Here is a 14262-nt window from a genome sequence, read left to right on the forward strand (position 1 = left end):
TCGGATCCGCCGACTTGAACGATGCCCTGTTCTCCGCCCCGTAACGAGGGAGCGGCCTACCGGACCTGAGGTAGGGCTAGCTCCACCACGGAGGTGGGGCCGGCAGGCGGAGCCGTGCTCGCGCACGCCCCGCGTCGCCCTTGCGCACGGCCCGCGCGAGGAAGCCCGCACCCGCCCCGCCGAGGACGCCGTCGACACCCGTTCGCCCGTTCACCTACGTCCTCCCGAAGGCACCGAGCCGATCTCCACGACCCGTGCCCAGGCGGGCGGCGTGTCCGGCACGTAGTCGGGATCGTCCTCGTCCCACGCGTCGTTGGCCGCCCCCCTCCTGGGGAACAGCCCCACCACCGTCCGGCAGGGCGGTCGGGAGGCCGGCCAAGGGGTCTGACCATCCGTCAGGACGACGATGGCGTCGGGCCGGGGCGGCGACCGGAGCGCCTTGGCGAAGCCCGTGCGCAGGTCCGTGCCGCCACCGCCCATCAGCGGGATGCCCTCGCCCTGGCAGAGCGGGTGCACGATCCGGGCCGACGCGTCGCAGGGCAACACCGTGACAAGGTCGCGGCGACCGCCCACGGCGCGCGCGATCGCGGCCACCTCGAGGATCGCGCTGCCCAGTTCGGCGTCGCTGACCGACCCCGAGGTGTCGATGATCACCGAGACGTGGGGCGGTCTGCGCCGCAGGCTGGGCAGGACGACTCCGGGCACCCCGGCCGAGCGCCGCGACGGCCTGCCGTAGGTGTAGTCCTCGCCCGCACCGGGACCGGAGGCCGCCGAGCGGACCGCCGCGCCCAGCAACTCCCGCCACGGCTGCGGCGGATGGAACGCCTCCTCCGCCCACCGCTGCCACTTCTCCGGGGCGTGCCCCGGACGGCCGACGATGCCCTGCGCGACGCGGAACCGGACGGCGTCCCGCTCCTGCGCGCTCAGCCCGTGCGCGCCGTCGGGGCCCAGATCCCACTCCCGGTCCAGTCCGTCGGCGCCGCTGCCGCAGTCCAGCCAGGCCATCTCCCGCGTGCGCGGCCCCAACCGGAACTGGCGCAGGTAGTCCTCCATCAGCTCGCCCTGGGACAAGCCCAGGGTCTGGGGCCGGACGGCTCCCTCAGGTCGCAGGAGTCCGTCGCCGAAGGCGTCGTCGTTGATCTCCATGTCCGCGGCGATGTTCATCCGCAGCCGCTCTCCGGGCCCCGTCAGGCCGCGCGTGCGAGCGACCCGGTCACTGCGCCCGTGGTGGTCGCGGAGCAGGTGCGACACCTCGTGCACCCAGACGCCGGCCAGTTCCTCCACCGGCGTCCGGTCGACGAACGACGGTGAGACGTAGCACCGCCAGTGCTGGTCGACGGCCATCGTGGGCACGTGCCGCGACTCCACGGTGTGCAGGGCGAACAGCGCCGTCGCCAGGTAGGGACGGGCCCGTGCGGCGTGCAGCCGGGCGGCGAAGAGCCTGTCGAGGTCCAGGGTGCCCGCGGTGTCCTGGTTCATCGGCCGGACCGCGCGGGGACGGAGCGGGCCGCCGCCACGTCCGCCCGCCGGGACAGGGACACCACGCCGGCGAGCCGCTCGATCGTCGCCGGAACGTCCCAGTCGGCCTGGCGGAGCGAGGCCAGCGTGGTCGCGGGGACGACCACCAGGTCGGGCGCCCCCGTCTCCACCGCCCGGACCAGCAGCGTCCACGCCGCTTCCCATCGGTCCCTGTCCGGACGCCTGCGGACCGCGTCCACCACCGCGTCGAGCACGGCCTGGCGCAGATCCCCCCGCTCGGGCAGTTCGACACCCGTCGGATCGGCCAGTACGGCCTCGGGGTCGGGCAGGTCCATCCGGTCCAGGCTCGCCAGCAGCTCCAGCCCCGGACCGTCCCCCACGGTCCCCCGCACCAGCAGGGACAGCACCTCCCGGGAGGAGGCGGCCGCCGTGGCGAAGGCGATCAGGGTCAGCGTCATGTCCCAGGTCCGGGGCGAGGGCCAGGCACCGCCCCGGCGGGCCTCCCCGCCGGGCAGCCGGTGCACCAGCGTGGGGCGGGCGGACAACAGCCCGCACACCGCCCGCCGCGCGAAGTCCACGGCCTGCGGCACCTTCCGGGCGTCGAGCCGGGGCAGCGTGGCCCGTGGCCAGGTCCCGCCGAGCCCGCGTACGACGACCTCCTGGTCGTGGGTCCACTGCAGGTGGACGAACCGGTTGGCGAGCGGCGGGCTCAGTTCCCAGCCGTCCGCCGCCGAGGAGCGCGGGTTGGCGGCGGCCACGATCCGCACGCCCGGCGGCAGTCGCAGGGCGCCGATCCTGCGCTCGAGCACGAGCCGGAGCAGGGCCGCCTGCACGGCGGGCGGCGCGGTGGACAGCTCGTCCAGGAACAGCAGTCCTCGACCGGCCCGCACCAGCCGCACCGCCCAGTCCGGCGGTGCCATCGGGACCCCGTGCACGGCCGGATCGTCCCCTACGACGGGCAGACCCGAGAAGTCGGACGGCTCGTGCACGCTGGCGATCACCGTGGTCAGGGGCAGGTCCAGGGACTCGGCGAGCTGGGTCAGTGCCGCGGTCTTGCCGATCCCCGGCTCGCCCCACAGCAGTACGGGCAGGTCGGCGGCCACGGCCAGGGTCAGCGCCTCCAGCTGGGTGTCGGGACGCGGTTCGGTCGTCGTATCGCGGAGTACGGCCAACAACTCACCGGCCACGTCGAGTTGAGAGGCGGGGTAGCCGGGTGAAGCGGCGGTGACGGTGGCGGTGACGGGGGCAGGGGTGCGAGTGGGCATATGTGATCACCTTGAGTTCTGTGGTGCGACGAGTGAGGACGGGGCGGGGAGCAGGCAGGTTCTGGGAGTAGGGAGGGCGTGACCTTCAGCGCGAGGTGCCGTGTCGTGGGCGCGAGCGGCCCACCCGCGGGTGGCGCACGTCCTCGAGGCGGACGCGACCGCGTCCGATCAGACCCGCCCGGTACAGCCCGTACGTGATCCGCTGCCGGGCGGCCGCCTCCAGGGCGTCCCGCAGCGCGCCGTCACGCAGCAGCGCGTCGGGGCCCAGCAGGCCCTCCACGACGGCGAGCGCGCCCGCGATGTCGCCGTGGACCAGGCGTTCGCGGACGCCGGTGAGACAGTCCGGGTGGCGGTGGGCCTCGTCGACGGCCTGGAGGCACGGAAGGGGGGTGCCGGTCAGCGCGACCAGCAACTCCTCCCGCCGGATCTCGTCCGGGCCGTGGTCCAGCGGGGCCAGTACCCCGTCGACCAGGCCGATCCGGTGCCGGGCTCCCCGGCAGTCCACGAGCCGTGGCTGCCCCGCCGGGTCGGAGGAACGCGACGGACCCGCGCGCAGACGACCCGGTACCAGCGCCGAGGCCACCAACGGGTGCAGCCGATCGACGTCGATCGCCCCGGCCCGGATCAGCTCCAGGTCGGGCGGCACCCAGGTCGCCGCGTCCGGCAGGACGGGCAACACGGAGGCCGCACCGGCCGCGTCCGGAAGGACACGCCACCGGGCCGCCGACCCGGTTGCCTCGGGCAGCCCGTGGTTGGTGGACGCCGAGTCGGCCGCCGCGGGCAGGCCATGTGCCCCGGATGCCGAGTCAACCGCCTCGGCCGGGCCACGCGCCGCGAACGTCGCACCGGCCGCGTCCGGCAGTACGGGCCACACGGAGCCCGCACCGGCCGCGTCGGGAAGCACCCGCCACCGGGCCGCCGACCCGGCTGTCCCGGACAGCCCGCGTGTCGAGGACGGTGAGTCGGCCGGGGGTGCTTGTGCGTCCCGTGTCGGGGGCGGTGAGTCGGCCGGGGACGCTTCCACGTCGAGCACCAGCCGGTGCCGTCCTCCGCACCGCACCAGCACGGGTCCGGCGGGGCGCCCTTCGGCGCGGAGCAGGATCTCCGCCTCGGCCGCCCATCGGTCGACGGCGAGGGCTGAGCGGTGCCCTTCGGGGATCGCGTGCGGCACGGCGGCACGGCCGTCGACGGGCGGCCGATCCGCTCCCGACCGGACCCGCAGTTCGTCGGCGCGGCCCGCGTCCCACAGGTGGCGGTGCAGGTCGAAGCGGAACCGACGGCTGGGGCGAGGGTGCGGATGGCGGGCGGTTGCGGCGCCGTAGTCCGCGCCGGAACCGTCCCACAGCGCCAGGCTGATCCGCTGACCGGCGTCCGCCCAGGCCGGCGGCGTCCGCACGACGAGGTGGACCGGGCTCACGCCGTCCCGCCCCGAGGAGTCGTAGCGGGCGAGTGTGAGGGTCAGCCCGGGGCGCAGCAACCCGTCGGGAGCGATCCTCGGCATGTGCCAGCGCAGCAGGTCGGGGGCGAGGCACCGGAGATCGGCCCGGATCCGGGCCGCGAGGTCGGGGTGATGGGTACGCGCCACGGAGCGCAGAGGGAGATCGACGTCGAAGCCTGCGGCGGCGCACGCCCCGGCCCAGTCACCGGTGAGCCGGCGGGCGGTCGCAGTCTCGATCATGGAGGGCGACACGGCGAACTCGCGCACGCGCAGCCAGAAGGAAAGCCGGGAATCCCCGATCGCGGTGGGGGTGAGCATCAGCGCTCACCTTGCGCGGTGGGGTCCCCCAATCTGTCAACAGAGTGAGTTGTCATCGCGATGATCGTAGCGTTGGCCCGCCTGGCTGTGCCAGGGCTTTCCACCGACCCCGTCGGCCCGCCCCTGGGCGGCACTCGTCGGCACCCGCCGTCACCGGCCCGGAGCCCTGCCCTTGCGATCCCGCACGGCTGGTCCGACTGTGGAGGCACACGCGAGGTGGGCAGGAGGACGGGTGATGACCGACGGCGCGGGCGCGGCGGACCCCGGACGACGGCGGCTCGCGGAGGCCGACGACGAGGTGGCGCCCTGGCAGGGCCGGGCCCGGGGCCCGGACCCGAGCGAGCGGCGACGCGGCACGGCCCGGGAGGGTCACGGTGCCGACGGTGACGCCTGGCCGTCCTCACCCAGGACCTGGCCCGGTCTACGTGGACCAGGCGCGGACGCGGTGGCGGCACCGGCGGTCCGCCGACGCGAGCGACCGCTGCCATGACGGTGATCCACGAGATCAACACCGCTGTCTGGCTGACCGGGTTGAGCGAGCGATACGGGCGCCGCGTCACCCTGGGCGACGTGCCCGAGGAGGTCTGGGACGGGATCGCCCTGCCGGGCATCGACACGGTCTGGCTGATGGGCGTCTGGGAGCGCAGCCCGGCCGGGGTGCGGATCGCGCTGCGCGACGACGCCCTGCTCGCCTCGTTCCGTGCGGCCCTGCCCGACCTCACCGAGGCGGACATCGCCGGATCCCCGTACTGCGTACGCGACTACGTCGTCGACGCGGCCCTCGGCGGACCGGACGGACTGGCCGTCGCCCGCGCCCGGCTGGCGGCCCGCGGACTGCGACTCGTCCTCGACCACGTCCCCAACCACGTGGCCCCGGACCATCCCTGGCTCACCACGCACCCCGACCGTCTCGTCCAAGGCACCCCGGACGACCTGTCCCGCGCGCCGGAGGCCTACGTCGAGATCGGCGGGCGGATCCACGCCCGTGGCCGCGACCCGTACTTCCCGCCGTGGCCGGACGTCGTGCAGCTCAACGCCTTCAGCGAGGACCTGCGCCGGGCGACCGTCGACACGCTGGTCTCCATCGGCGAGCAGGCGGACGGCGTGCGCTGCGACATGGCGATGCTGATGATGAACGACGTCTTCGCCAGGACCTGGGGCGAGGCCGCCGGACCGGTGCCCGCCGAGGACTTCTGGCCGTACGTCCTCCCGCGCGTCCGCGCCCGCCATCCGAACCTGCTCCTCGTCGCCGAGGCGTACTGGGACCTCGAACAGGCCCTGCGGCGGCAGGGGTTCGACCACTGCTACGACAAGCGGCTCCACGACCGGCTGCTCGACGAGGACGCCGACGCCGTCCGCGCCCATCTGCGGGCCGACCCCGCCGACCAGCGCGGACTCGTTCGCTTCCTGGAGAACCACGACGAGGCGCGGGCGGCGGTCACCCTGCCGGGCGAGCGGGGACGGGCGGCGGCCCTCGTCGTCGCCACCCTGCCCGGCGCGACCCTCTGGCACGAGGGTCAGTTCGAGGGCCGGCGCGTGCGCCCGCCGGTCTTCCTCTCCCGCCGTCCCCCGGAACCGGTCGACGAGGCGCTGCGCGACTTCTACGGCCGGCTCCTGGGCGCCGCCACGGCCGTACGGCGGGGGGAGTGGCGGTCTTCGACGCCGACCGGTTGGCCGGACAACGACAGCCACCGCGCCCTGCTGAGCTGGACCTGGACCCACCCCGACGCGCGCCACCTGGTCGTCGTCAACCACTCCGGCCGGCCGGCCCAGGCACGGCTGCCCCTCCCCTGGGACGATCTGCGGGACCGCGAACTGCGCCTGACCGACCTGCTCACCTCACGGACGTACGACCGCGAGGGCGACGAACTGGCCGACCGGGGACTGTTCGTCGACCTCGGACCCTGGCAGGGTCACCTGTTCCGGGTGTCCTGACGGGGAGCCGGCTCATCCCATGGTCTTCGCACCGTCCAGCGACTCGCGGATGATGTCCGCGTGCCCCGCGTGCTGGGAGGTCTCGGCGATCACGTGGAGCAGCACCCGACGGGCCGACCACGTCCTGCCCGGCTCGAACCACGGCGCCGACGGCAGCGGGTGCGCCGCGTCGAGGTCGGGCAGGGACGCGATCAGTTCGTCGGTGCGGCGAGCCACCTCGGCGTAGTTCTCCAGCACCTCCGCCAGCGTCTCGCCGGGCAGCATCCGGAACTCGTCGGCGCGTCGGGCGAAGTCCTCCTCCGTCATGTTGTGGAAGTCGCCCATCACCGACGGGCCGTCGACGATGAACGAAACCCAGTTCCGCTCGACCGAGGTGACGTGCTTGATCAGACCCCCGACACACAGCTCGCTCGCGGTGGTCCGCAGCCCGGCCTGCTCGTCGGTCAGGCCGTTGGCGGTGAAGCGCAGGAAGCCGCGGTGCTTGGCCAAGGTCTCCAGCAGGTCGGCGCGCTCACCGGTGAGGACCGGGGCGGGGGTGGCGGGGTTGTTCGGCTCCATGACATGTCTCCGTCTCCGTGCGTGTGTTCCGCGTTCGTGGACCACGTTAGGAGCCATAGAGGTCAGATCCTGTCCTAGCAGGGCGGGAACCGTGCATCGCCCGCACAACGGGATCGCGGTCCCCCCTGCATGAGCGCTCGGGCGGGCCGCGGTCACCCCCGCACGCCCGAGCGCTCGGGCGGGCCGCGGTCACCCCCGCACGCCCGAGCGCTCCGGCATCGCGGTCACCCCCCATGCCTGCGCGCACAGCGCCCGCTCGACCTCACCGGTGTACAGCGCCGCCGCCAGCCACGCGCCCGCGAAACGGCCCGAGTCGGACGGCAGGAACCGCCCGAACACGTCCCGGGCACGGTCCGCCGCGGCGGTGTGCAACTCGTCGAGGAGGTCGCCCGCGGTGCCGAGACCCACGCGGCGCAGACGGGCACCGTCACCCGCCGCGCTCCCGGGGAAGGCCAGCACACGACGGCCCCCCGAAACGGCCTGGTGGACCCGCCGGCGCAGCAGGTGGAGCGGGGCCTCGTCCACGGCCGCGGGCGCGGCCGCGGCCGGGAGCGCCCCCGCGGGCAGGTCCGCGTGCTGGAGCCGGTCCAGTCCCAGGTCCACCCGGGCGGCCGGGTCGCCGGGATGCTCCACGGCCAGCAACAGCGCGCGGGGCACCGGCCCGGGCGCCAGCCGGGCGACGACCCGCAGCCCGCTGCCCCCGGCCGCCGCCAGGAGACGCAGGTTCTCGCGGTACGGCAGACCGGGCGAGTCGTGGGCCGTGACCAGCCGCAGGGGCATGCCCGCGCAGTCGGCCAGCAGACAGTCGCCCGCCGTCTCCCGGACCGTGCCCGTGAGCGTCACGTCGAGGAACAACAGGTCATGGCCGCCGCCGAGGGCCTGTGCCACCTGGTCGGCGGCGGGTACGGCCCACAGCCGGTCGAGCGGCTCCTCGCGCCACGCGGCACCGGAGGCGCGCACCGCCCGCACCCCCGCCCCCGCGCCCAGGCGTCCTGTCGGAGAGACGGTGGCGCCCGACACTGCGAGTCCCGCGCGCGCCAGCTCACGGTGTGTCAGCGAGGTGTCGCCGATGCGCACGGCCCGGTCGGCGGCACCGGTCGCGCGGCCGGGACCGCCGGGCGCCACGTCGGACACGGTGTAGAGGCGGCCGTCGGCGTCGGCGGTCCAGGTCACCGCGCCCGCGTACCCGGTGGCCGTGAGCACCGGCTCGGAGAACAGGCCGTACAAGCGCAGTGAGCCGTCGGGGCGGTACGGCTGCCGTGCCGTGCCGCGCAGGCCGGCCAGGTCGGCGCCGGTGGCGCGGGGGAGGCGGTGGGCCACGCCCAGAGCGCCACCGAGTGCGTCCGCGAGGTCGGCGAGACGGTACGCCGGGTCGGCGGAACGGGCCGCGCGCACCCCGGTGACCACGGAGACCGCCGCGGCCGAGGCCCGGGGGAGACCCGCCAGGCGTGCGGTGTGCGCGGCGCGCAGCAGCTCCGCCTGGAGCACGGCGCCGGCCCCGTCCGTGCCGGCCTCCAGGACGGCGGCCGCCGCGTCGTACACCGCGCGGGCGGCGGCGCGCTCCTCGGGCCGAGCGGTCCCGGAGTCCGGCTCCGCGTGTCCCTCCGGTGCCTCCCGCTCCTTCCGCGCCTCCCGTGCCGTGTCCGTCCGTTCGTCGGCCGACGGGGCCGGGGGGTCGTCGGCGGCGACCGGCGCGGCCGACGCGGCGGCCGCGCGGTGCAGACAGTCCGGCGCCAGCAGGCACCCGCAGCGGATCGCGTCCACGGTGGTCACCGTCCCACCGGGGGCGTGGAGTTCGAGGTCGGTGTCGTCGTCGACGGCGATCCGCACCGTGTCGCCGTCGCGCACCACCGGACGGGCCGTGAGCTTGGTGACCCCCGCGTCCAGCCGCTTGCGGAGCCGGGGCGAGAGCGCCCCCACCAGCTCGGCGGTGACGGACGGGGCGACCGGAGGCAGCCCGGCGCCGACGCGGTCCGACGAGGAGTCCGCGCCGACGCGGTCCGACGACGGGTCCGCGTCGGGGCAGTCCGACGACCGGGCCGGGCCGGCCGGGTCCGACGACAGGGCCGGGCCACGGTGATCCGACGACGGGGCCGGGCCACGGTGGTCCGACGACGGTCCGGGGCCGTGGCGGCCCGACGACGGCTCCGGGCCCGGTGGTCGCGCGGACAGGTCCCGGCTCATGCGATCTTCTCCCCTACCCAGCGGGCGAGTTCCAGTGGACTGAGGGCGGCCACCGGCATGCCGGCCGCGACGAGCTGACCGGCGACGCCCGTGGAGTAGCGCGGTCGGCCCGTGTCGTCGAGGCTCGCGCACCCCAGGACGTGACAGCCCGCCCCGACCAGGGCGCGGACCTCGGCGAGCAGCCCGCCGAGCGGATAGCCCTCCTCGAAGTCGCTCACGACCACGACGAGGGTGCGCGAGGGTACGGTGACCAGCTCGCGGGCGTGCCGCAGGCCCGCCGCGATGTGCGTGCCGCCGCCCACACTGACCTCCAGCAGCAGCGACAGCGGGTCCTCGACGTGCCCGGTGAGGTCGATCACCTCCGTCGAGAAGGCCAGGAAGTGCGTGGACAGGGTCGGTACCCCGGCCAGCACCGACGCCGTGAGCGCGGCCCACACCGTGGACGCCTCCATGGACCCCGACACGTCCGTGACGAGGATCAGCCGCCAGTCCGCGGACCGCCGGGCACGCGTGCGGAACACGGGGTGCTCGGGGATGACCTGGATCGTGCCGTCCGGGGCGCGGCGCGCGGTCGCCAGGTTGGCACGCAGGGTGCGGGGCAGATCGAGGCCGCCACCGGGACGCCGGCTGGGGCGCGGAAGGGCCGTGCCGTGCAGGGCGGGCCGCAGCCGGGTGGCCAGTTGCCGGGTCAGGGCCTCGACCAGCCGCCGGACCAGCGGACGCAGCGCGGCCAGCCGGGCCTCGGGCAGACCGCCCGCGTGGCTCAGCACGGTCCGCAGCAGGTCGACCGAGGGGCGCACGCTATCCGCGTCCAGCTCTGTGAGCACGTCCTTGCGGCCCGACGCGGCGGCCGCCGCCAGCACCTCCTCGCGGATGCCCGGGCCGAACAGCATCGCCAGCTCCTGCGACCACTCCCGCACACCCGGATACGGCACATCCCGGCCGCCGCCCGAGCCGCGCCCGCTCAGATCGCCCCTGCTGCCCTCCCCGCGTCCGCTGCCGTACAGCTCGTCCAGCGCGGTCGCCAACGAGGCCGCGGAGGAGGGCAGCCGGTCCTTGCGGCGGCCCAGGACGAGCCGCCAGCGGTCGCCGGGGGCGAGCCGACCGCCCCCGACCCGAGATGCGGGGGATCCGAGGGGGACGTCCGCCTGTGTGATGGGGGATCCGAGGGGGACGTCAGCCTGTGTCGTGGGGGACCCGACGGGGACGTCCGCCTGCGTCGGGGGCGGTGCGGGCAGCAGCTCCAGCGTCCGCAGGGTCTCGCGCGCGGCGAGGTCCGCCCGCGTCCACGCGGCGAGCGCGGCCGGGTCCACACCGCCGGTGTCCGCGATCCGCGACACGCCGAGGCGTTCCTCGACGGCCGCCGACAGGCGGTCGCGGGCGGCGGGGCTGAGGGCGTCGAAGCCGCCGCGCAGCGCCGGGAGCCGGTCGAGGAAATGCCGGTCGGGCAGTTCCGAGACCCGGTCGAGCAGGGGCTCCAGCGCGGGGGCCGCCGCCTCCAGCAGGGGACCGGCGGCGGTCAGCAGCCCACCGAGGCGCGCGGTGAGCGCGGCCCGCGAGTCGGCGTCGACGGCCCCGTCGACCCAGGAGGCCACCCGCTCCCCGAAGACCCGCGGATCCTCCTGCCCGAGCAGCACGCGTACGGCCCCGGCGGCGCCGCGCATCAAGGGGGAACCGTCGGCGGCCAGCCGGGCGAGGGCGTCGGTGAGCCGGATGCCCCCCAACAGATCGGCACGGTGGGCGAGTTCCAGCAGAGCGTGGGCGTCCGCCGGGTCCTCGGAGCCGGTCAGGCCGTCCACCTGCTGCACCGCCGCCGACGTGAGCTGCACGGCCACGGCCGCCGCCCGCGCCGTACGGTCCTCGTCGTCGCCGAGTCCGGGGATGTGGCCGGCCCGAAGCCGGTCCAACAGGGCGAGTCCGGTGAGCAGTTCGGGCAGCGTGCCGGCCAGGGGGAGGGCCTCGGCGATGTCGCCGAGCCGCTCGTCCGCGAGCACGGGCAGACCGCACCCGGCGGCCTGCGCGAGCCCGTCGAGGGCCTGCGCGGCCGTCGGTCCGCCCTCGTGCAGCTCGGCGCGGCGCCGCTCGCGCAGCACCCCCTCGGCGGCCTGGGCCGCGGTGACCCCGCGCACCCCGGCCGCCGTCAGCATGGCCGCCGTCGCGGGCGTCCAGCGCACCTCCCAGCGCGAGGTGAGCGCCTCGGCACCGCCCGCGCCGACGACCTCCTTCGCCTCGCCGTACGGCACCCCGCACACCGCCAGCCGGCGCAGCAGCAGCTCGCGGCGCCGGTCCAGGTCGGAGCGGAGGGGGTCCAGACGCAGATCCCGCGCCGTGGGGGACGCCCCGTCCGCCGGTCCGGGCAGGCCCAGTTCCGCCACCTCGGCCTCCACCGCCGGGGCCAGACCGCAGCGCGGCGCGTCCGGCGCGGGCCGCCCGGTGCGGGTGCCGACCAGCACCCGCTCCATCGCCCGCGCCACGGCCCGCCCACGCCCGTACGGCTCACCCTGCGTCAGCACCGTCTGCACGGCCTCCACCAGCTCACCCCGGCCCGCCGCGGGCAGCCCGCGCAGCCGGGCCAGATCGGAGGCGAGCCGGACGATCTCCCGCGCGTCGGCTGGCCCCGAGGGGTGACCGAGGCTGCGCAGCTCGGCGCAGACGCGGACGACGGCCCGCGTTAGCGTTTCCCCGAGCGCCTCGGGATCGCCCGCCGCGCGCAGGACCATGTCCTGCCACTCCGGGTCCCGGATGCCCGCCGGATAGCCGGAGCGCTCGTCCAGCAGGGCGTAGGTGTAGGGGATGAGGGACGTGGTCCACGCGGGGCGCCGCGCGTCGGAGGCGGAGTCCTCGACGTCCTCGACGTCCTCGACGTCCCCGGCGTCTCGCCCCACCAGTGCCGGGGCGTGGAAGGCCCCGACCACCACGGCGGCCCGCTGTCCGCCTGCGGTGGCCTCCGCGAGCCGCGCCCGCATCCACCGCTCCCGCCGCACGTCCAGCTCCGGCACGCCGCCGGCCGCGGCCGCGTCCTCGCGCAGGGCCCAGCCGGTGAGCAGGGCGGCGCGGCGCAGGGCCTCGGGCGGGGAGCCCGGCGCGGTGGCCTCGACGAGCCGGTCCCACAGGTCGTCCCCGGGACGGCCGCTCAGCCCGGTCCGCAGGGCGGCGGCCAGCCCGCGACCGCCGGCGCCCGGTGCCGGGGCGGCCCGACCGTCGCCCCACGCCCGGTCGGCGAGCGGCAGGTCGCAGGCGACCACCGGCACGCCCCTGCGGTTCGCCCAGCGCACGGCGGCCAGCTCGGGGGAGAAGTCCGCGAACGGAAAGAACGCCGGACCCGCGCCGCCGCTCCCGTCGGCGGGAGCGGCGGCGAGCGCCACCGGCGCCCGCGTCTCCTCGTGCCCGAGCCACGGCAGCCACTCCTGCATCTCGGCCGGCAGCTCGACGAGCAGCACGTCCGGGCTCGCCTCGGCCAGCAGCAGGGGCATCGCCGCGGCCAGGGAGGGCGCGTGATGCCGTACCCCGACGAGGTAGGGCGCCGCCGGCCCGGTCAGGGCCCTGAGCGCCTCCTCGGGTGCACCAGGACAGAGGCGAGAGCCGGTAGCGCCGGGACCCGAGCCGGTAGCGCCGGGACCCGAGCCGGTAGCGCCGGGACCCGAGCCGGTAGCGCCGGGACCCGAGCCGGCAGCGCCGGGACCCGAGCCGGCAGCGCCGGGACCCGGAAGAGAGCCGGGTGCGCCCGGACCGGAATCCGGATCAGGTGCGCCCCGACCGGGAAGAGCGCCGGGTGCACCGGGACCAGCACCGGAATCGGTGCCGGAACCGGCACCGGAATCGGGACCCTGACCGGCATCGGGACCGGCCGGATCCGGACGGACGTGGGAGGGGAGGGACACGGCCGTCAGCCCTCCAGGACCGTGCGCAGGTCCCACAGGGTGCGCCAGGTGGCGGAGCCCTGTTCCGCGCGGCGGCGGACGGGACCGTCCCAGTAGCCGCGCAGCCGGGCCGCGTCGGCGGGGTCGTCCTTGCGGACCACGCCGAGGAGGTGCCCCGGCAGCAGACCGAGCACGTCACGGTCGCCCGGGAAGTACGCCGCCGCGAGAGCCAGGGCTCCCGCCACGGAGACGGCCTCGGCGGTGCTCATCACCGTGGACGGCCGCTCCACCTCCCAGCCCTCCGCGGACCGGCCCTCGCGCAGATCCCGGAAGGCCGTGACCAGCGCCTCCAGCACCGCGTCGTCGACGTGGAACGGCGCCCCGGCCCGCTCCACCGACGCCCGCGCCTGGCTGCGCACGAGCGCCGTCTCCGCGTCGAGGTCCGGGATGGGGCCCACCGTCTCGAAGTTGAAGCGCCGCTTGAGAGCCGCGGACATCTCGGAGACGCCCCGGTCGCGCAGGTTGGCTGTGGCGATGAGGTTGAAACCGGGCGCGGCATGCGCCAACGCGTCTTCCGAACCGGCCAGTTCGGGTACCGCGATACGCCGCTCGGAGAGCAGCGACACCAGGGAGTCCTGCACCTCGGGCAGACAGCGGGTGACCTCCTCGACCCGCGCGATGCCGCCGCGCCGCATGGCGGTCAGCACCGGCGAGGGCACCAGAGCCTGTCGGCTCGGCCCCTGCGCCAGCAACAGGGCGTAGTTCCAGCCGTACTTGAGCTGGTCCTCCGTGGTGCCCGCCGTGCCCTGCACGACCAGGCCGCTGGTGCCGCACACGGCGGCCGACAGCAGCTCCGAGAGCATGGACTTGGCGGTACCCGGCTCGCCGACGAGCAGCAGGCCGCGCTCGCCCGCGAGGGTCACCACGCACCGCTCCACCAGGGCCCGGTCGCCCACGAACTTGCCCTCGATCACCAGCCGGCGCGGCACCCCGTCGGCGGCCCCGGCGCCCTCCGGCCGTTTCAGGGCCCGCCCTTCGCTGCCCATGACGAAGGTGACGACGGCCCGTGGGGTCAGCCGCCAGGCGGGCGGCCGGGGCCCGTCGTCGTACGCGGCGAGGAAGGCCAGTTCGGTGGCGTGCAGGTCCTCGGGAGGGATGATCTGGCGGGCCGGGGCGGGGGAGAGGGCGGTCGTCATCGGCGCGTGTTCTTCCAGGTGGGGAGGGA

The 14262-nt window shown here is 76.0% G+C and carries 8 protein-coding genes; 1 reads left to right on the plus strand and 7 read right to left on the minus strand.

All coding sequences use genetic code 11. From position 1 onward, the window contains the following. Positions 1–210: 210 nt before the first annotated feature. The 3 genes from ACFYO5_RS07560 to ACFYO5_RS07570 form a co-directional block, all read right to left on the minus strand. Complete coding sequence (locus tag ACFYO5_RS07560) at positions 211–1479, minus strand: VWA-like domain-containing protein (protein WP_388705345.1); 1269 nt, start codon at positions 1477–1479, stop codon at positions 211–213. After that, entirely contained in the window at positions 1476–2744 is a 1269-nt protein-coding gene (locus ACFYO5_RS07565; RefSeq protein WP_388705348.1) for an AAA family ATPase, read from the minus strand. The genes ACFYO5_RS07560 and ACFYO5_RS07565 overlap by 4 nt, the downstream gene beginning before the upstream one ends. Before the next feature lie 85 nt (positions 2745–2829). Continuing rightward, positions 2830–4500 (minus strand): hypothetical protein, encoded by a 1671-nt coding sequence (locus tag ACFYO5_RS07570; RefSeq protein WP_388705351.1) that lies wholly within the window; start codon positions 4498–4500, stop codon positions 2830–2832. Between the two features lie 486 nt (positions 4501–4986). Here ACFYO5_RS07570 and ACFYO5_RS07575 point away from each other — a divergent pair, with 486 nt between their 5' ends. Beyond that, positions 4987–6435, plus strand: a complete 1449-nt coding sequence (locus tag ACFYO5_RS07575; RefSeq protein ID WP_388705354.1) for an alpha-amylase — start codon at positions 4987–4989, stop codon at positions 6433–6435. Positions 6436–6447: 12 nt separating this feature from the next. Here the strand turns inward: ACFYO5_RS07575 and ACFYO5_RS07580 are convergent, their stop codons facing one another. From ACFYO5_RS07580 to ACFYO5_RS07595, 4 genes are all read right to left on the minus strand, one after another. After that, positions 6448–6993 (minus strand): DinB family protein, encoded by a 546-nt coding sequence (locus tag ACFYO5_RS07580; RefSeq protein WP_388705356.1) that lies wholly within the window; start codon positions 6991–6993, stop codon positions 6448–6450. Positions 6994–7182: 189 nt separating this feature from the next. Next, positions 7183–9177 (minus strand): hypothetical protein, encoded by a 1995-nt coding sequence (locus ACFYO5_RS07585; RefSeq protein WP_388705358.1) that lies wholly within the window; start codon positions 9175–9177, stop codon positions 7183–7185. Next, positions 9174–12650 (minus strand): DUF5682 family protein, encoded by a 3477-nt coding sequence (locus ACFYO5_RS07590; protein WP_388705361.1) that lies wholly within the window; start codon positions 12648–12650, stop codon positions 9174–9176. The genes ACFYO5_RS07585 and ACFYO5_RS07590 overlap by 4 nt, the downstream gene beginning before the upstream one ends. Before the next feature lie 413 nt (positions 12651–13063). Further along, entirely contained in the window at positions 13064–14233 is a 1170-nt protein-coding gene (locus ACFYO5_RS07595) for an AAA family ATPase (RefSeq protein WP_388707118.1), read from the minus strand. Positions 14234–14262 lie beyond the last annotated feature (29 nt).

This window comes from Streptomyces sp. NPDC006259 (genome assembly GCF_042870975.1).
Taxonomy (GTDB): Bacteria; Actinomycetota; Actinomycetes; order Streptomycetales; family Streptomycetaceae; genus Streptomyces.

Bases quoted from the DNA above. Each gene is read 5' to 3' on its own strand.
- ACFYO5_RS07565 (WP_388705348.1), bottom strand. From the start codon at position 2,744: ATGCCCACTCGCACCCCTGCCCCCGTCACCGCCACCGTCACCGCCGCT.
- ACFYO5_RS07575 (WP_388705354.1), top strand. From the start codon at position 4,987: ATGACGGTGATCCACGAGATCAACACCGCTGTCTGGCTGACCGGGTTG.
- ACFYO5_RS07595 (WP_388707118.1), bottom strand. From the start codon at position 14,233: ATGACGACCGCCCTCTCCCCCGCCCCGGCCCGCCAGATCATCCCTCCC.
- ACFYO5_RS07570 (WP_388705351.1), bottom strand. From the start codon at position 4,500: ATGCTCACCCCCACCGCGATCGGGGATTCCCGGCTTTCCTTCTGGCTG.
- ACFYO5_RS07590 (WP_388705361.1), bottom strand. From the start codon at position 12,650: ATGCCCCTGCTGCTGGCCGAGGCGAGCCCGGACGTGCTGCTCGTCGAG.
- ACFYO5_RS07580 (WP_388705356.1), bottom strand. From the start codon at position 6,993: ATGGAGCCGAACAACCCCGCCACCCCCGCCCCGGTCCTCACCGGTGAG.
- ACFYO5_RS07585 (WP_388705358.1), bottom strand. From the start codon at position 9,177: ATGAGCCGGGACCTGTCCGCGCGACCACCGGGCCCGGAGCCGTCGTCG.
- ACFYO5_RS07560 (WP_388705345.1), bottom strand. From the start codon at position 1,479: ATGAACCAGGACACCGCGGGCACCCTGGACCTCGACAGGCTCTTCGCC.